Here is a 19935-nt window from a genome sequence, read left to right as displayed (position 1 = left end):
TAATTATGATAGAGCATAAGCAGCAGCTTCAAGCATCCATTTTAGATAGGCTCATTGACGATGAGCCAGACTTTCAGGATGCCCCATCTCGTACTGAGGGGATCAGCATTAGTGAGCTGAGAAAAAATGTACGCAGAGACATAGAAGCGCTGCTAAATGCGCGAATTCAATGGCACACGTGGCCAGCACAATATGCAGAGTTAGCAACATCCTGCTTATCGTATGGTTTACCTGACTTTTCGAGTATGTCGGTGAGCTCTCACGAAGGGCGGGCACTGCTATGTGAAACTGTTAGAAATACAATTTTGAAATTTGAACCTAGGTTCATTGAAGTTGAGGTATTTACTGACGATGAAGTACCCGTAAATAGAGTATTAAACTTGCGAATAAACGCTTTACTATATGCAGATCCAGAGCCTGAGTTTATTAGCTTTGACTCTGAAGTTGAGCCTGTGAACTTAGGGATGAAGATTATTGAGGCTTCTTTATGAACGATGAATTATTAAAATATTACAATCGTGAATTGGCGTTTGTTCGTCATATGGGTAAAGACTTCTCTGAAAAATACCCTAAAGTTGCAGGGCGATTAAAGCTAAGCGATGATCATATTGAAGACCCTCATGTATCTAGATTAATTGAATCGTTCGCATTTTTAACGGCTAATATTAGGCAAAAGTTAGATGATAGCTTTCCTGAGCTTACTGATGCTTTATTAGGGCAAATGTTACCTGACTATCAAGCGCCTATTCCTTCAATGTCGGTGGTTAAATTAGAGGCTGAAAACCTCTCAACCACGGGAGTAGTCATTCCAAGAGCGAGTGAAGTTGAAACCAATGTTGAGTCAATGAAGCAATGTAAGTTTCAAACCTGTTATGAAACTTACTTATGGCCTGTTGAAATTACCAGTGCGCAATTTGATAACAGTCCTTTTGTGGCACCAAAACCACGTTGGCATGAGAAAGCAAAGTCAATTTTCAAACTTGAGCTAACCGGTGAATACCCGGGTGTATCACTGGCTGAAACTGGGCTGGAAAAATTACGATTATTTATAAATGGCCAATGGCATCATACGCTTAAAGTGTATGAATTATTGTTTAAGCACGCTATTGGCATTGCTTTTGATAATGGTGATGAGGGTATAAAGTACCTTTCTAAAACTCAACTTAAAGCGGTTGGCTTTGATGCAAATGAAGCGGTTGTACCGTATTCACAGCGATCAAGTGCCGGCTATCGCTTACTCGTCGAAAACTTTACCTTTCCTGAAAAGTTTCGTTTTTTTGAACTTGAAAATATTCACTCATCGTTGCCTAAAAATTCTAATAAATGCACAGTGTATATTTATCTTGATGCTGAATCTTCAGAGCTTGAAAAGCAAGTAGACAAAGACATGTTCTTGATGGGGTGTACGCCCATAATTAATATGTTTGAACAAGAATTAGAACCTATTCGCCCTGAGCTGAGCGAATACGAATACCAATTAACGCCGCGTTATATGGACTCTGAGATTTCAGAAGTAATTGGTATTTCAGAAGTAATTGCCTTTGACCATAAGGGAAATAAACAAATAGTTTGTCCGTTTTATGGACAAACGCATCCACGATACCAAGGCCATGATGATTTGTTTTGGCATATCCGCAGAGAAACTGCCTCATGGGCAGGGGGTTATGTTGAGTCAGGCACCGAATCGTTTCTATCATTGGTAGATGCACGATTTGAAAATAGCGCTATGGATTATGCTGAAGGGAACACGGTCCTAACCGTACGTGCTAATTGCAGTAATCGAAACCTCCCTGCGAGCATGCCTTTTGGAGACGATGAGCTAGGCTTATTAATGCCAGAGCGCGGCGATGTAATTAAAAAAATTAGATGTTTAATTCCATTTACTCATGCAGTTAGACCGATATTAGCCGATGCAACTCGTTGGCAATTAGTTAATCATTTAACGCTCGACGCGTTTAGTGGAGATGATGCATGTAATAAGCTTAAAGAAGTGCTACGCCTTTATGACTTTAGAGCATCTCCGCAAACAAAAGGCCTTATTGATAATATTTACCGTGTGGTTGTAGAACCCGCAACGGCTCGTGTTGTGCAAAAAGGGCGAGTAAGCTTTGCAACGGGAAGTGAAATTGAAATTACCTTCGCCAATGATGACTTTTCAGGTAGTGGCATGTTTTTCTTTGCCTCTATCCTCGATCATTTCTTTGCGCAATTTGCAGCAATTAATAGCTTTACTCGCGTTAGTTTAAGGCTAAAAGAACAAGAGCAAGTGTATTACCAATGGCCTGCGCGAGTTGGGGAAAGCCCGTTAATATGATCCAACATATTATTTCTCAAGCGTCACAAGTTGACTTTTATAAAGCAGTTTTCATTATAGAAAACCAGCTGAAAAAGCATGGCTTGGAGTATCGCTACGTAGGGTATGACAGTAGTCCAAAGCAAGAGTTAATTAAGTTTACCGCAACTCAAAAATTTGGTTACCCAGGTAACGCTATCACAAAATTAGAACAAGCAAGCTTTGAGGATGGCTTACATAAAGTCAACATGCAGATCTCTTTTATGGGACTAACAGGTTGCTCGGGCGCTTTACCTCAATTTTATAGCGAACTAGTGATGCAGCGTCTTCGCTATAAAGATACAACTATGCGCGACTTTTACGACATGTTTAATCACCGTTTGGTGTCTTTATATTATCGAGCGTGGAAAAAATATAAACCGTCTTTAAATCATATAAATAAAGATAAAAACAAAGACCCATACACGCAAATATTAGGGCTTTTAAGCGGCGGTTATGATGAACATCAGTTGCACTTTTCAGGCCTTTATAGCCGAAAAATTCGCAATGCTTTTGACTTAAAAAGTGTACTGAGCTCATATCTTGGCTGTGATGTCGTCATTAAACAAATGATAGGTAAGTGGCACGATTTGAAGCCACAAGAGCAAACATGTTTAGCAAGTGAACGCCTTTATGAGGGACAACATGCCCGCTTAGGTGTTGATACGGTAATTGGTAGAAAGATATGGGATATTTCTTCTAATATCGAGATCCATATCAGTACCCGCGATTTTGATAAAGCAAAATCCTTGTTACCTAAAGGCAAGTTATTTGAATTAGCTAAAAAAATTGTCAAAGACTATGCCGGCAATGCTATTTCATTTCGACTTGTTATTGAGTCAGATTTTCAACAACTTGATGCGGTGCAGCTGTCAAAAAGTGAATGCCAACTAGGCGCAAATAGCTTTTTAATGGCGAGTAAAGACACCCCTAAATTTAACCCTACTAAGTTATCGTTTAAAGGATAATTAAAATTAAAAGGAACAGTGTATGTCAACGATGACATTAAACAAATTAGTTGAGAAACTAAGCCCAGATTGTAGAAAGAGCTTAGAAGCAGCGGTCGCAATTTGTAATAGCCGCAGCCATTTTACGGTTGAATTAGAGCATTGGCTGTTAGCTATGATTGAGCAGCAACTAGACGATGTTAGACTCATATTCGGTGCTTTCGATATTGATATTGATCAGGTAAAGCAAGATTTAAATCAATCATTAGAGTCATTTAAAACGGGCAGTGATTCGTCGCCTAGTCTGTCGGTACATGTTACTACTTTACTTAGACAGTCATGGTTAAGCACCAGTATAGAATTTACTGATGAGCAAATTCGAAGTGCTTACGTTATTTACACGCTCACAAAAGACGATACCTTGTCTAGTTTAGTAACGCGTTGTAGCAAGCTTTTCAATAATATAGAACCTGGACAACTACTACATGCATGGCCTGAAATTGTTGCCCAATCGCAAGAACGTAATACTACCACTGCAAGTGCTACAACACCTGCAAATGGTTCATCTAAAACACCAAGCTTAGATCAATTTACCGTAGATTTAACCGCTCAAGCAAAAGCAGGAAAAATAGACCCAATTTTAGGCCGTGATTTCGAAATACGTCAGATGGTAGATATTTTAACTAGACGTCGTCAAAACAATCCAATATTAACGGGTGAAGCGGGTGTAGGTAAAACCGCTGTCGTTGAAGGACTTGCCCTAAGAATCGCTCAAAAAGACGTACCTGCAGTATTACAAAACGTTAAGTTGCACAGCCTAGATTTGGCTTTGCTGCAAGCGGGTGCGGGCATGAAAGGTGAATTTGAAAATCGTTTGAAGTCGCTAATTAATGAAGTTAAAAACGCTGTTGATCCTGTGATTCTTTTTATAGATGAAGCTCACACTATGATTGGTAGTGGCGGACAAGCGGGTCAAAATGATGCTGCCAACTTACTTAAGCCTGCTCTAGCAAGAGGGGAGTTACGCACTATTGCAGCAACAACGTGGGCTGAATATAAAAAGTTTTTTGAAAAAGATGCTGCACTAACACGTCGCTTCCAAGTGGTTAAAGTTGAAGAGCCAACACCAGAAAAAGCGGTTGCTATGCTACGTGGTTTAGTCCCTGTGATGGAAAAACATCATAAAGTGTTTATTTCAGAGCAAGCACTTGAAAGTGCAGTGCATCTATCGCACAGATACATTACTGCGAGACAACTTCCTGATAAAGCCGTTGCATTGTTAGATACGGCATGTGCTCGTGTTGCTATGAGTCAAGCATCGACACCTAATGCGATTGAGCAGTTAATTAACAGGCTTAGTGAAATTGAAGCGCAAGTTTTAATGCTAAATCGTGAGCAAAAAACTGGTTTAGATCACAGTGAACAATTATCAACGCTTAAATCTGAACTAGTTGAGATTGAACAGCAACTGGAACCATTAAATGAGCAGTTCAATGTTGAGAAGGATATAGTTGCCGAGTTAAACCAAGCGCTAGAATCGATTAACACCAACGATGCTGACTCTTCTGCTGAAGTACTTGAGCAGTTAAAAGAAAGCAAGCTTAAGTTAGCCTCGTACGAACATAATATGGTGCATTGGCAAGTTGATGAAGAGTTGATTGCACAGGTTATTTCTGATTGGACTGGTATTCCTGTTGGTAAAATGCATGAAGATGAAATTCATGGCATTTTAAATTTAGCTGAGCAAATGAAACAACGCGTAGTTGGCCAAGATCATGCGCTTGAACTTATGGCTAAAGTGGTACAAACCTCCCGTGCTCAGCTAGCAGACGAGAGTCGTCCTAATGGTATATTTATGCTGGCAGGCCCAAGCGGTGTTGGTAAAACAGAGACCGCGCTTTCACTAGCTCAAGAAGTATATGGCAGTGAAGATAACGTAACAGTTATTAATATGTCTGAGTTTAAAGAAGAGCATAAAGTGTCATTACTTCTTGGCTCACCTCCGGGTTATGTTGGTTATGGCGAAGGCGGTATTTTAACCGAAGCAGTAAGAAGAAAACCATACAGTGTGGTGCTACTTGATGAAATGGAAAAAGCCCATCCAGGCGTGCAAGATATTTTCTATCAAGTATTCGATAAAGGTACGATTAAGGACGGCGAAGGTCGCGATATCGACTTTAAAAACACCATCATTATTATGACCTCAAATGTGGGTACTGATACCACAATGAGTTTATTTGAAGATGAAGAAAGTAAGCCGAGTATTAAAGGTTTATTAAAAGCATTACAAGATGATTTATTAGGCGCATTTAAACCCGCATTTTTAGGGCGCATTAATGTTATTCCTTACATTCCGTTAAGTGATGAAATTCTGACCCAAATTGCAGCGCTGCAAATTAGCAAAATCATTAAGCGTGTTAAAAAGCATTATGATGCGCAATTAACGTATAACGATGACGTGATTGAGCACATTATTGCTAATTGTCAAAATGCTGGTTCGGGTGCAAGAAATATTCACACCATATTACAGAATAAAGTACTACCACTATTGTCTGAAATTTTGCTTTCGAGCATGGTTGATGGTGAAAAAGTGACATCTATCTCATTGTTAATTAAAGATAATGAGTTTGATATTGAGCTAACTAAAGTTAATTTAAAATAACCTGTTTTTATGGTTGTTTCTTTAGTTTTAGAGCATTATAATTCGTGTGTCTTATATAGAAACATGGAATTTTTGAGACATTGTCTTCATCTAGGGAAAGGAATTCTGAAGACCTTTTCATTGCTGTTTTAGAGATAATGATTTCAAGGAATTTTGGGTAACCAAAGTAAACGAATCCACATAATGGATAATATTGTTTAATAAAAAGGAGCATTATCAAATGCAAGCAAATACATATTTAAAATACGGTTCAATCAAAGGCGAAACTACTGCCGAGTCTTTCAAAGATTTAATTACAGTTTTATCTTTAGATTGGAACGTTAGCCGTGAAATTAGCTCAGCGACTGGTACAGCGATGGATCGTGAATCTAGCTCTACTCGTCTAGGCGACGTGACTATTACTAAGCTTCAAGATAAAGCATCTCCGGATCTTTTCAAAGAAGCAACTATTGGTAAAGGTCTACCTGCTGTTTTTCATATCACTAAACAAGGTGATAAAGTTGAAGAAATCATGAAAATCGAACTTACAGATGCCATGATCTCTAGCTACTCAGTATCTGTTCAAAACGACCGTCCAATTGAAACAATCACTATCAGCTACACTGAAATGATGATGACTGTTACACCTACTGACGATCAAAACAACATCACTGCACCACTAGTATATGGTTACAGCGGTGTTAAAGGTCAACAAATGTAATATTTGTTACCCGATTGTAGCTCTGGGCTTATGCTCAGAGCTTTTTTTGATCTTCAGGATGGGAAAAGCAAGGAATGCAAAAAGCAACACAAGATAAAAACGTAATTCAAATTAGTACCCCTGTTGGTAAAGACGCCCTTTATTTAACGCGCTTCGTTGCACAAGAAGCCATGTCAGATTTGTTTGTTATGTCGGTCAATATGTACACCATAGGCCAACAAATTGCACATGAAGATCTGGTTGGCAAGCCGGTATCGATAAAGGTAAAAAATGCCGAAGGTGGGGGAGAGCGTTATTATCACGGTATTGTGAGTCAGCTTGTTTCTAACGGCAGTCGTACTGCGGACGTTGATGAACAAAAAAATTACATTGATTATCAAGCTACCATTGTGCCTTTTGCCGCTTCTATGCGTAATCGCAAGAATAGCCGCATTTTCCAAAAGAAAACAATAAAAGATATATTTGCTGATTTGTTTGGCCAACACAATGTGGCTTTTTCAGACAAAACCAGTAAAACCTACCCCAAATACGAATACTGTGTGCAATATCAAGAGTCAGATTTTGACTTTATCCAACGCTTATTACAAAGCGAAGGTATTTTTTACTTCTTTGAGCATACAAAAAGCAACCATACATTAGTTTTGGCAGATGATATCACTGCCTATGAAACATGTGGTGAGGCTAAAGTTGTTCATTCAACTGGCCATTTAAGCGAATCTCATGTTTCGCGTTGGCAAGGCGGATTAAGCTTAGCGCCAGGCAGCTTTAAGCGTTTAGGCTACGATTTTAAACAGCCGTCGCGTTACCCTGATGCAGAGCAAGCAAATGCCGAGTTACCTACGCAATCGGTATCAGAAATTTTTGAATATACAGCAGAAGCAGAGTGTCATCCTCGCGCAGCTAATTTGGCATCTGTACAATTAGAGTCACTACAAAGAGACATGAAGCTCTCAAGCGGGCGCAGTGACTGCCGCTCATTTTCTGTTGGTAAACTGTTTAGTTTCAAAAAACATGAAGACCCACGCCTTGAAGGTAAAACCTTTGCTATTACCTCCATGATGACTTCGATTGTAGTACCAAACCAATCAGGCGCTTTACAATCATCAAGTGATGAAGTGTATTCTAACCACTTTGAATGTGTGCCAAAAGACATTCCATACAGAGCGCAAGTGAGCAAAAAGAAACCGGTTATCAATGGCGTACAAACAGCTATAGTAACGGGTGATAGCGCCGATGAAATTATGATTGACCAATATGGCCGCGTAAAGGTGCAATTTGATTGGGATCGTGAAGGTAAAAAAGATTCTAAAAGTTCATGTTGGATCCGAGTTGCACAAAACTGGGCCGGCAAAAAGTGGGGCGCATTTTTCTTCCCTCGCGTAGGACAAGAAGTTTTGGTTGATTTTATTAATGGCGACCCAGATCAACCTATTATAAGTGGTGCTGTTTATAACGCAGACTTAATGCCTCCGTACGCTTTACCGGGCGAAAAAACGCAAAGCGGTATTAAAACTCGCTCAACTAAAGAAGGTGGAGCAGATAATTTCAATGAGCTGCGCTTTGAGGATAAAAAAGGCAGCGAGCTTGTGTATATGCAAGCCGAAAAAGATAAACAGCTTTACGTTAAAAACGATCAAAACGAAAAAATAGATAACGATCGTAATGTTGAAATTCTTAATAACGACAATCTTAACGTTACAAAAAACCGTATTGCGGAAATGGGTGAAAACGACACCTTAAAAGTAGGTAAAACACTTAATATTGAAGCGGGTGACGAAATAGTGATAAAAACAGGCTCTGCGCAAATTAAAATGAGCAGTAGTGGCAATATCACTATTGAAGGCACAAACATTGATATTAAAGGCAGTAATGTAAAAGTAGATGGCAGTGCCATTACCTTATCTGCTGGTGTAATTAAGTTAAATTAATGATGGAAATAGTCAATAACTTTCAATCAGGGTTTAGAAACGGCATTGCAAATAACGGGCACGTTGTTTACTGCCGTTATGGTTTACCGCATTTAGTGTGTTTACCAATAAATAGGCCAGATGATCCATTACTAAGCCCTGCGTTAAGTCATTTAAAAGCAATGAATGGCTATTATGCACAGCAGTTTTTTATTCATTTAAGTGATTCACTTAATAGTGAAAATGTAATTTCAAATTTATATCAATATGCAACTCAAAGCACTGTGGCACTTGCTGATCACAGTAAAGATGAGCTAATTGAAGAAATTTCGCTATTAGTGACGACTAACAAGCTACTAGTTATTCCACTGTATGAATAGTATTTCATAAACAAGCAAAGATACGACAAGGAGTCAAAATGGGTAAACCCGCTGCTACAATTGGTCATATGCATGTATGCCCTAAAGTGACCGCTAAAGTGCCACATGTGGGTGGACCTATAGTTGCTGGCTCTGGCAATGTGTTAATAGGTGGCATGCCCGCGGCGCGCAAAGGCGACATGATAGTGTGTATAGGCCCGCCAGATAGCGTAAAAACAGGTTCGGGGAGCGTTAAAATTAATGGCAAACCCGCCGCCAGAATGGGCGATGATAGTGGCCACGGCGGAAAAATCGTTGTGGGCAACCCAACTGTTTTAATTGGTGGTTAACTTTGCTAGCGACCTATTTAAGTGATCATAAAACACAATTACTACAAATTAGTAACGCTCAATTGTGCCCGTATACGTGTGTAGGTCATGTTCGCTATTTAAGAAAAACCCTATTAGAAAACTGTTGGGTAAACGCAAAAAACAAAAATCAAAAAAATAATTTTGAATTACCCACCACTGAACAACTAGTCGAAATAATAACTAATACCAAAAACGATGAATTAGTTGCCCAAGCATGTATTGAAGTCATGGCTAACTTGCCACAAAATAAAAATATTATATTTATAAATGAATTGCTTAATCAGCCAGCACTGAGTGCTTTTTTTAAAGTCATTATAAATAAAGTGGTTATTCAACAGCATAGCTTTAACTTAATTCGGCTATTAAATTTAAACACCTTGTTTTTTGCTTACAGTGCTGATGATGAAATTCCCCCGCAAACCCTGGCAACTATAAATCAAATTACCAGCCTTGCGCAGCACCACGAGCCACAGATATTAACGGCTATTTTTGATGCACTAACTGAGCAAGCCCATCTATCACCCTTAATGTCGTTATTTTTGTTGTCATTAAATTTTGAGCAAGTAAATAGCTTAAGCAATCATGCAAGTAATACCTTATCGGTTGATCAAACATTGCATATTTTATTACAAAGCGGTTTTGTAAAACTGATTGTTTTAGCCAATTCTTTATTACAACAGGTAGAGCAACCTGCGTTAATTATTGCGCTAATAAGGCGCATGTTAGGTGATAAACTCGATCAGCTAGTGGAATACGATATTCAACGACTTGCTTGGCAAGGCGATGAAAGCTCGTTAATAAATTTTCAGCAGCAGTTAAAACATAACTGGCCTAAATATGAAACCGCCATGTCGAGTTTACGATTGATTGCAGGACACCCTCTTGATGAAGTGCCTAATGCCATTTATTTATCAGCCATGGATAGCTATAGCCAAGGGGTTTTTAACTTATATCGCTATTATCAACACCTCGCTGCCAATAAAGCTCAGGACGAGGTGACATCATGAGTGCATTTTCAATAGAGATGGTATGCTTTTCTGCCCCAAATATTAGCAGCGTAGATGCATTATTATTTGACGATAACAGTGCTGTTTTTAATGAACTGCAATGGCAGTCTTGGGATGCCTGTGTTTACGATTGCATAATTAAATCTAAAGAATTAATGGCAGAAGTTACAGACAGCACATTGCCGATGATTTGGTTACTACCGGCATTATCATTTCAAGATGAGCTCAAACAGTTATTAGCTCAAAGCTTACAACAGTTATATCCCGATCATAGCAGTGAGCTGATTTTTCATGGAACAACAGGTGCACACTCTGCTATAGCTTTGGCTGGTGAAAAAAAATGGCAAAAATTTAATGTAATTGCTTTAGATGCAACTTTTAAAGCAAATAAACAGCAACAGTTTGCTTATCAAGGTGTAGGTGGTGCGTTGGCTGTAGTTGAAATGGTGCCTTGCGGGTGGTCGCAGGTAAGCCATGAGATTGCAGCATCTATTGATTTTAGCAAACATAATCAGCTAGCAGGTATGCTTACGCGATTAGCTGAACAAACAGAGAATAAGATTGATCTAATTTTTGCACCAGGAAATGGGGTAGATGATGATAGTTGGCTAAACAATTTACAGCTACTTACTAGCTTAATTGATGAGCACACATATTACGAACTACCCAATTATAAATTAGGGAAAATAGGTGCACTAGAAGGGTTAGTTAATTTGTACCAATTAACCACAAGCCCTGCAATTGTTGAGCATTTTAGTTATGCATTAATGCTCTCCCAAGAGCAAGCTAAGCATCAAGGTGCAGCATCATACTTATGGATAAGTGAGGAAGTAGACAGCTAATGCAAAGTAATACCGTTGTTTTACAAGGAATAAGTTACCCAATTTGCCTCGTCGCTGGTAAAAGTTCTGCGCCGTCGGGCTTTGTTGCTGTAGCAGCTAACACGCCGGAAAGTGCCAAAAATCAAATTGCGCAAATAGGCAGTGCGCTTACTAGCGACGCAGCTAAACGTTTAGACGTTATTAACTTGCTTAACCTTGCAGGAGTGAGCTGTTCGCGCGGTGCGTCAGCACGTGAAACCGCGAGTGTATTAACCCAAGCTTTGGTTGCAGATAAAATTAGTTGTTATCACCAAAAAGCTAAGTCGGCTATTCAAGTAAGCGATAACACCAATAGCGGCGCAGCAGGTAAAAAGCCAAGTAGTAAGAGCAGTTCAACAGCCTCAGGTAAAAGTGCCTCTCAAGCGCCGGCTAAAAACAGTGGCGGTGCAAGTAATAATACCCCAAGTGAAGAACCTATCACCAAGCAAGAGTGCCGCTCTGATCCGGTTTCTATGCTTTCGGGTGAAGAAATACTGCCGCTTATTGATTTCACCTTAGCAGGGAGTAAACAATTAATTTGGCGACGCCTATACCGTTCATCGCATGCGGATGTATGCAGTGTAATGGGGAATGGTTGGCGACATGACTTTATGGTGCAGCTAACTGAGCACTATTTACCGCCACCTAAAGTAGGCCCAAAACAAAAAGGCACCTACTGGTTAGAGTACCAAGATGAGCATGGCGCTAAACACCGCTTTGAAAAAGTAAAACCGGGGCAATCGAGCTATCAGTTAAGTAGTAATTTGGCTTTGCATTACCAAATTAATGGTAAGCAAGTATTGGTAACGCCGGATGATCAGCATCTTACGTTTAAAGCTGGCGAAAACTCATGGTTGCTCGAAAAAGTTATTAACGAAAAAGGCCAAAGTATTGGTTTTTATTACGATGCTAAAGAGCGCTTGCATCGCGTTGAAGTAAATAAAGCGCGTGGCTGTATTTTAAAATATAACCCGCAAGGGTTGCTGGCAAACATTTCAGCTTATCGTACAGGTGATAACAACAAGCCAGTATTACTTACACCGTTACTTGCACAATATGACTATGATGAAAACAAAAACCTCGTTCGCGCGACCAATCAGCAGGGTGAAACAGAGCATTATGGCTATAACGCCGCTAACTTATTAACTAAGCGTACTCGTGCCAGTGGTTTTAGCCATCACTTTGAATGGGACAGTTACTCATCGAGTGCTAAATGTATAAAACAATGGGGTGATAACAACACCTATACGTATCAGTTTGAATATAATTTAGACGCTGGTGAAACAACCTGTATAGACTCGCGTGGGCATAAAGAATACTTTGTACATAACGCGCAAGGTAAGTTAGTTAAGCACACCGACCCTAATGGTAATGTGTGGCAATACGGTTATAACGCGCAAGGCCAAAAAGTTACTGAAATAAAGCCAGATAGCAGTGAAATAAAATACAGTTATACCCCTTATGGCCAGTTAGAATCAATAACGCAGCCAGATGGCAGTGTCACTAAATTTGCTTACAACCAATTGGGTCAGCGTGTATTAACCACCTTGCCTGATGGTCAAACAATAACACGTAAATATAGCGTGGCGGGTTTGCTGCAAAGTGAAACCTTTGGCGACGGTCGCACCGTACTTTACAGCTATGACAAATTTGGCCAGCTAACCCAACACATAAATAAAGATGGTCAAGTCACTAAATTTGTATGGAACGAGCAAGGCGAGCTTTTAGCCAAGCACCATAACGATGAGCTTATTCGTTATAGCTACGACAGTTTAGGCCGTGTAAATGCCACCATTAATAACGCAGGTTTGTTGACTCAATATAAATACAATGAGCACGGCCAGCTTGCGCAAACTATTGCCTTTGACGAAAAAGACCCTGAAAACAAACAGCATCAACACTTTAGTTACGATGATGCAGGGCGGTTAATTAGCTCGCAAAACAGTAAGGGTGATACCACCGAGCAGCACTTTGAAGGGCTAAGCCAGCCACATTGTGTTATTCAGCCCGATGGCAGTGCACTGCATTTAACTTACGATAAAGAGCGCAACCTAACCGCTATCGAACGTAGCGACGGCCATGTATACCGCATAAGCTATGACGCTAACGAAAACCCAACGCAAGTTACTGGGTTTGATGGTACGTTACAGCAATATAAATACGATGCTTGCAATCGCCTAACCTCGGTTACACAAAGTGATAAACGCCATGTAAAAATAGAGCGTGATAAATTAGGCCGCGTGATTGCGCAGCATGCAAGTTTAGCAACCGATACTCACATCGTTAATAATGCCAATTACTACAACTATAACCTGCAAGGTAAAATTACCCGTGCACATAATGCACAATCAACCTTAAAGCAGCAGTTTGATAAAGGCGGGCGGTTACTGCGTGCTGAGCAAGTACATAATCAGCAACAAGCGCATACCCTAAAATACAGTTACGATGACTACGGCAGAAGGCAGTCACTGACCTTGCCAGATTTAAGTACGCTTAAATATAGCTACAATAAATTTGGTCAATTGAGTGGCATTCACTTTCAGCAAGCCAATAGCACGGCTGTTGAACTTGCAGCGCTTAGCTATGACAGTCAAGGTAATATTCAAACGCAAAAGTTTGGTAATGACGTAACCCTTACCCAACAATTTGATGTATTTAACCGCTTAACGCAGCAACAGTTAACCCATCCTGCGCAAGCACTATTTGATACCTGTACGTACAATTACGACAGCGTAAACCAGCTGATTGCGCGTAAAGAGGAAGGGGTTAGTAGCCATAACATTAATTTTGAGTACAACAGCCTAGGCCAGTTAATTCAGCAAAATCTAGTAAGTTCTGAGAACACAAAAACTACCCAATACCAGTGGGATAGTTTTGGTAACCCAGTTAGCCAATCAAAAATTCAAAATAACGAGTTAGCCGAACAACAAACTACTCAGCACAATGATGATAGCGATGCCATCAATAAGGTTGAAAGTAATCAGTCAGAAAGCACACGTAATGTAATTCATAGTGAGTACAGTGATTCAAGTACAGCAACGGCTGCTAGTGAGCTAAGCGAAGACGATGGGGTTATTACAGGCATCACTGATGCAGACCGTTTAACCCACTTTGGCGACAGCGACTTTCATTATGATGAGTTCGGTAACCAAATACGCGAAACCGGTAAAGGCATAAAAACCCGCCGTGAATATAACGCATTTAATCAGCTAAGTTGTTTTAATAATAACGGCACGCTTACTCAATACGACTACGACCCACTCGGGCGTCGTATTGCCAAGCACACCGAACACGGTAAAATTGACTACATTTGGGATAACGATCAGTTAATCGGCGAATACCAACACGGTGAATATACTTGGTACATCAACCTGCCAAATCAATTTCACCCAGTCGCACTGATTAAACAAGGTGAGGTGTACTACTACCACCTAGACCAACTGAATACCCCACGTTTTGTTACCAACAGCAAAGCAGAAGTAGTATGGGAAAACCAAGCGGATGTGTATGGCTATGAAGAATCAGAAGCCGAGCCTGAGTCAAATAAAAAAGACACCTTCACTCAGCCAATTCGTTTTCAAGGGCAATATTTAGACGAGGAAAGCGGCCTGCACTACAACCGTTACCGCTATTACAGCCCCAAACAACAGCGTTTTATAAATCAAGATCCGATAGGGCTTGTTGGTGGCATAAACCACTATCAATATGTGCCAAATCCGGTGAATTGGGTAGATCCAATGGGTTTGTTGTGTAAAGAAGGGCAAGCAAAGGTAAAAGCAGCGCTTGATGCTAATTCAGCTATTTCGCCAGAACTAAAAGAAAAGCTAATTAAACTGTCTCAACTCCCAGAGGATGCATCTCCTTATACAGCAGATGAAATGGTTAATCACATTAAACAAAATACAGCTGATGATATGGTTAATTTACAAGATAAATCAGCCCTCGGTAGTGATAACTTAACTAAAAAGCAACGAGAGCACTTCAGAGCTGCGATAGATACACCTCAAGATACCGCAGATGATGCACGATTTAAGCGTAATGTTGTAAGTAGGCACAATCGCGAGTTACCACCAAAAACACGTGGAGACTGGAGTAAATCAAACGAAACCGCTAAGAAAAATAGAGCGCTCGGTCAACAAAATGAAAAAGCAGCTCGTGAAGCGTTATCAAAGCATAAAGGAGAGTCGCTAGTTGATAATAACAATGCAGTAGCTAGTGGCGGCAAAGTACAACAACGCAGTGGTAACTCTTTAGATTATAAAACTCGACCAGACAGTTTGGGCGATACCATTGTGCATGAGCACAAACATTTTACGGCTGAAAACAGCAAACCTGTCGTATATAATACAAAACAATTAGTAGAACAACGCAAGGCGTTTCCTGATAAGGATCATGTGCTGACAATATCGTCAGATTTGCCATGCGACAAAGGTGTGCCACCCTGTCGACCATCAATGAAAATAAATGATAAGAGTGAAGTGCTATATTACGATAACAGTAATAACACTATTACCCATAAGTGGAATGTTGATAAACAACGTTGGAATAAAGTAAAAGGATAATAATGATGGATTTTAAAGCTTTCCGCATAAAATTCTCTATGTTGGGTAGCAACCCGCTTAATGATGAAGCGCTATTCACTGAACTGTTAGATGTAATTGACAGCTACCCTGAATTCGCCCCCCAATTTTGGGGTTTAGAAGAGCGCGGCAAGCTACCCTATAATCGCGATGATATTTTAGATAAAATAAAAACGGTAGAGTTTGGGAGTTATGCGGATATTTATTTAAAACGTAATAAAGCGGCAAAGTACTTTGGCAGTATTGATGTCGGGCCGAAACAATATATAGAATTTGAATTTGATCCAAAACTAAACAGTAAATATTACCCAGCATTATTCGAGTTTGCAGATCGATTAGTACAGGTATTTAAACCAGATATCGCCTCAGTTCATGTTTTTAGACCTTACCCTGATGAGCCTTGGGAAAGCGAACGAGACGAGCATATCGAAATGATGGGTAAAGCCGCTTACTTAGCGCCCGTCGACTACTTTAAGGTTGGCCCTAAGGGGTTAGCAATGCGCACTTATTTGGGCCCGCATTACGTTAAGCAGTTTGGCCAAGAATTATTACTCAGCACACCAAAAACGCAAACAGAGCTTCAATCCTGGGGCGGCATTCGTCTTGATTTATCGACAGCACCTTGGGAGTTAACTGAACAAGCGCAGATTGAACATTGGCAAACCGCCATGGCACATTTACGCCCAGCTAAGGTGTTTGCTGAGATGGAGGTTGACGTTGAGTATTGTGATATAGAGTGCACTAAAGCCGAAAACTGCACCATTGGTGGGTTAAATTATGTCTAAAGAGGCTGCCTTAGCGCAGTTGGATGTTTCACGAGCACAAGATAACGTAAAGGGTGTTGATATTTCAGGGCTTGATTTAACGCAATGCGATATTAGTGAAACCTCGACTGAAATGCTCAAAGGTGAACGCGTTATATTACGTGGTGGTATCTTAGATTTAGCTTACTTTTTAGATGCCGATTTTACTGCCGCTAACCTTGAAGGGGCAAGCTGCAATCAAACGGCGTTTTTTGATTGTATTTTATATCAGGTTTTTAGCCCCAATGCTGACTTTAGCTACGCCAAGTTATCGGCGAGCAGCTGTAACGAATCTGACTTCTCCTCATGTGAATTTGACTACGCAAACCTCTGGGCTTCAACGTTTGTTGGCAGTAATTTAAGTGATGCAACAATGTCTTATGTAGAGGCTGCTGATGCCTGTTTTGATGACGCGAACTTAACAAATGCCGACTTATCAAACGGAGATTTCACAGGAACTGTATTTAGAAAGTCCAACCTTACAGGTGCTGACTTAAGCCATGGTAATTTTACAGATTGTGATTTTACCGGTGCTATTTTAACTGATGTATGCTGGGGTGGCGCTATTTTAAAGAATGCTAAATTTGATATAAGTACTCAGCCTAATAAATAGTTTGGAAATACCTATTTTAATTGGTAGGCAATAGAAAAAAGTTATCCATTTTTATTAAAGCGGTGGGAACAGGTTTTGCCTGTTGCGTGCTATAAAGCACGGAAACAAATAATACAATTGAAATAATGGTGTGATGCTCCACACTTAAAGCATTTTTAATATGGAGGTTTTAAATCACTATGTTTGGTTTAATAAAAAAATATGACGTACATATGTGCTCTGAAGTTAAAGGGATTATTACTTTAAACGGTAATCCCGTTGAAGGTGTTTTAATAAATCGCACCCTGGAATTTGCACATAAAGTTGAAAAAGAAGATCAGGTAATAACAGCTCCTGATGGTTCATTTTATTTACCTGAAGTCGTTATTGAATCAAAAATACCCGGTGATATGTTTTCTCATGAGGTTACTTATCAAACTATTACGGCTGTATATGCTGATAAAAAATACAAACTTTGGGGTTCAAAGCTAAGCGGAATAAGTGAGCCTAGTGAATACAAACAAAAGCTGAGCAGTTTAAATGCTGATTTAGATTCTACAGAAGTAAACTTTGTTTTTCCTAATCATGAAAATCCAAATTTGGAGTTTGATGGTTCAAGTATTTGTAGATGGGAACATGATTTTGAAATTTATGAGATAGAAGATAGCGAAGATTACTTTAAAGATTTTTAAATAGAAAAGGACTTTACATGAACATTTTATCGCCAAGTGTAGCGGCACAATTAGCTGAATTTGCATATGACAGTATTACAGCAGTATCAAATAGCTCATCAACCATAGAGCCGAGTAGAATAATAAGTAAGCACTTTGTGTTTGATTCAAAAAAATCTGCTTTTACTGGAATTTCAGGTACTGTGGCTGAACACGTGTTAAATCATGCAACGGGTTTTGGCTTTTTTGGAATTGGTTCTAAAGAGGGCGCTCATAAAGGTGAAGTTGTACTAACTTTTCGTGGTACAGCAGGCATTGCTGATACTTTGACGGATTTGCATTGTGGTTTAACTGTTGGGCCAAATTATAAAGCAGTTCATGCTGGGTTTAACCGTACTTTTGAGTCTATCAAACCTCAGTTAAAAGCTATATTGAGTAAGGTAGGTGGTCGCCCCGTTCATTGTGTTGGCCATAGCCTTGGTGGGGCATTAGCAACGCTAGCAGCAAATTGGATTAAAGCGCAATATAAAGTGCCTGTAAAATTATACACTTTTGGTTCTCCAAGAGTTGGTCATAACCCTTTTGCTATTCAAAGTGAAACCAGCCTAAATGGAATTTATAGGGCAGTACACCGAAGTGATCCTGTACCTATGGTTCCTGTTTGGCCATTTGTTCATGCAGGGAATGAGTACAGAATAAGCACATGCGTATCACTTACAGGTGCTGCACATAAAATGGCGGGAAATGCGCCTGGGTATATCAATACCGCATCTCGTTATCCTGATTATAAGAGCATGGAAAAGGGCTCTTTATCTAACTTAACGATGACACGTCTAAAATACAACAATCGCCACCATGCTTCTTTTAATGCTCATTGGGCTGAAAAAATAACGAGCGCTTTACTAACGTTACTAAGAGAGAGTGGCAAAATCACGAGTATTCTTGCTCAAGGTGTGGTTGCTGGAACGCTAACTATTTATGATGCTTTAGCTCGTAGTCTGGTTGAAATATCTAAAATGTCATCTAAATATGCTGAAGATTGTCAGGGGTTATTAGGGCATATTCTTAACTTTGTTGGGAAGCCTGGCGTGATAGCTGTTGATTATACATACGCGCAAGCTAAGCGAATTTTGTATTGGATGTTAGAAAAACTAAATCAGGTAGTGATAGCAGCTGTAAAAGTATCTCCTTACATGGGTATTGGATACTAACATTGCTTTAAAGGCTCAGATAACTTCTGAGCCACTTAAATAATAAATAATATTAGCTATAAAGAATTGAAAGGAACCTATTTCAATTGGTTGAAATTTAAAAACCTCTAATTATTGTTTCTACTCACATATAAAGTAGCTGTAATCACATAAATAAAAAACAAGGATAGGTAATGAATAAAATAAACACGGATGTAAATTACAGAACAATGGCCGGTAATGCGCGTTTAGTTATTATTGCCGAGTCGAGCCATAACCCAGTATCTTACAAATATGAGGCTATAAAGGCCTTAAAACAGCTTAAGGCGGCTGGCTTCACTCATTTTGCAATGGAAATGCTACCTACAAGAATAAAGGACAAAATAGACTTTTATCAGCGGACTGGTAAGGGATTTGACGTAATCAAACAGCATTTCAAATCAAAATGGAATTGGACTAATGCTTCAAGCACAGGATATGGGGAGTTAGTAAAAGCGGCTAATTCTCTAGGGATGAAAATTGTTCCTTTAGATATGCCTATTGAAATGATGGATGAGATTGACGGGCGTTGTAATTGGGAGCAAGCAGACACCGGTTCATGTACTGACTCTCATATCGAACGAAACCATATGTGGGCAGATATTTTAAATAAAAATTTAAAGTTAGAAGAAGGCTCCCGAATTGTTGCATTTATGCATAGGTACCATGCGTTTCATGCTGGCAATAAGCATATTGGAATTGACTCTATTATGTTAAATTCAAAAGTTAGTCGTATTAGTATCATAGAGTACATCGGTGGATCTACCTGTATTGACAATGGTGTTTGTAAGGGGGAGGGCGATGTCGATAAACCATTAAGGGAAACTTATTTTTATAGGAAAGGAACGTATATACCTTCGTCTTTACCTTCTTACACAGTTCATATTCCTGAAAAAGCCATTTTAAGGAAATGAT

General features: G+C 39.6%; 16 protein-coding genes. All 16 read left to right on the top strand.

All coding sequences use genetic code 11. From position 1 onward, the window contains the following. Positions 1 to 5: 5 nt before the first annotated feature. Complete coding sequence (tssE, locus tag CWB78_RS04220) at positions 6 to 491, top strand: type VI secretion system baseplate subunit TssE (protein ID WP_010389371.1); 486 nt, start codon at positions 6 to 8, stop codon at positions 489 to 491. After that, on the top strand, positions 488 to 2314 hold the full coding sequence (tssF, locus tag CWB78_RS04215) for a type VI secretion system baseplate subunit TssF (RefSeq protein WP_054201390.1): 1827 nt from the start codon (positions 488 to 490) through the stop codon (positions 2312 to 2314). Before tssE ends, tssF begins: the two co-directional genes overlap by 4 nt. Then, positions 2311 to 3300 carry a type VI secretion system baseplate subunit TssG gene (gene tssG, locus CWB78_RS04210; RefSeq protein WP_138594339.1) on the top strand — a complete coding sequence of 330 codons (990 nt, stop codon included), beginning with the start codon at positions 2311 to 2313 and terminating at the stop codon, positions 3298 to 3300. Before tssF ends, tssG begins: the two co-directional genes overlap by 4 nt. A gap of 22 nt (positions 3301 to 3322) precedes the next feature. Then, complete coding sequence (gene tssH / locus CWB78_RS04205) at positions 3323 to 5941, top strand: type VI secretion system ATPase TssH (protein ID WP_138594337.1); 2619 nt, start codon at positions 3323 to 3325, stop codon at positions 5939 to 5941. Between the two features lie 220 nt (positions 5942 to 6161). Further along, positions 6162 to 6641 carry an Hcp family type VI secretion system effector gene (locus CWB78_RS04200; RefSeq protein ID WP_010389365.1) on the top strand — a complete coding sequence of 160 codons (480 nt, stop codon included), beginning with the start codon at positions 6162 to 6164 and terminating at the stop codon, positions 6639 to 6641. Positions 6642 to 6715: 74 nt separating this feature from the next. Beyond that, a complete protein-coding gene (tssI, locus tag CWB78_RS04195) occupies positions 6716 to 8569 on the top strand; it encodes a type VI secretion system tip protein TssI/VgrG (protein ID WP_054201387.1) in 1854 nt (617 codons plus the stop codon). Then, positions 8569 to 8928, top strand: coding sequence for a hypothetical protein (locus CWB78_RS04190; RefSeq protein WP_054201386.1), 360 nt, complete (start codon positions 8569 to 8571; stop codon positions 8926 to 8928). Before tssI ends, CWB78_RS04190 begins: the two co-directional genes overlap by 1 nt. A 38-nt stretch (positions 8929 to 8966) precedes the next feature. Next, on the top strand, positions 8967 to 9257 hold the full coding sequence (locus tag CWB78_RS04185) for a PAAR domain-containing protein (protein WP_010389361.1): 291 nt from the start codon (positions 8967 to 8969) through the stop codon (positions 9255 to 9257). 2 nt (positions 9258 to 9259) lie between these two features. Then, positions 9260 to 10285 carry a hypothetical protein gene (locus CWB78_RS04180; RefSeq protein WP_054201385.1) on the top strand — a complete coding sequence of 342 codons (1026 nt, stop codon included), beginning with the start codon at positions 9260 to 9262 and terminating at the stop codon, positions 10283 to 10285. Continuing rightward, positions 10282 to 11127 carry a hypothetical protein gene (locus tag CWB78_RS04175; RefSeq protein WP_054201384.1) on the top strand — a complete coding sequence of 282 codons (846 nt, stop codon included), beginning with the start codon at positions 10282 to 10284 and terminating at the stop codon, positions 11125 to 11127. The genes CWB78_RS04180 and CWB78_RS04175 overlap by 4 nt, the downstream gene beginning before the upstream one ends. Next, complete coding sequence (locus tag CWB78_RS04170) at positions 11127 to 15707, top strand: RHS repeat-associated core domain-containing protein (RefSeq protein WP_249930390.1); 4581 nt, start codon at positions 11127 to 11129, stop codon at positions 15705 to 15707. The genes CWB78_RS04175 and CWB78_RS04170 overlap by 1 nt, the downstream gene beginning before the upstream one ends. Positions 15708 to 15709: 2 nt before the next feature. After that, complete coding sequence (locus CWB78_RS04165) at positions 15710 to 16510, top strand: hypothetical protein (protein ID WP_054201383.1); 801 nt, start codon at positions 15710 to 15712, stop codon at positions 16508 to 16510. After that, positions 16503 to 17141: a pentapeptide repeat-containing protein gene (locus CWB78_RS04160; RefSeq protein WP_054201382.1), complete on the top strand. Its 639-nt coding sequence runs from the start codon at positions 16503 to 16505 to the stop codon at positions 17139 to 17141. The genes CWB78_RS04165 and CWB78_RS04160 overlap by 8 nt, the downstream gene beginning before the upstream one ends. Positions 17142 to 17320: 179 nt before the next feature. Further along, positions 17321 to 17812, top strand: coding sequence for a DUF6795 domain-containing protein (locus CWB78_RS04155; RefSeq protein ID WP_054201381.1), 492 nt, complete (start codon positions 17321 to 17323; stop codon positions 17810 to 17812). Between the two features lie 17 nt (positions 17813 to 17829). Then, positions 17830 to 19002, top strand: coding sequence for a lipase family protein (locus CWB78_RS04150; protein ID WP_138594335.1), 1173 nt, complete (start codon positions 17830 to 17832; stop codon positions 19000 to 19002). Positions 19003 to 19175: 173 nt separating this feature from the next. Then, entirely contained in the window at positions 19176 to 19934 is a 759-nt protein-coding gene (locus CWB78_RS04145; RefSeq protein WP_024602678.1) for a TraB/GumN family protein, read from the top strand. Position 19935 lies beyond the last annotated feature (1 nt).

The organism is Pseudoalteromonas sp. S1612 (genome assembly GCF_005887175.1).
Classification (GTDB): domain Bacteria; phylum Pseudomonadota; class Gammaproteobacteria; order Enterobacterales; family Alteromonadaceae; genus Pseudoalteromonas; species Pseudoalteromonas undina.
Note: the sequence above shows the minus strand (reverse complement) of the source record. Positions and strands in the feature narration are given on the sequence as shown.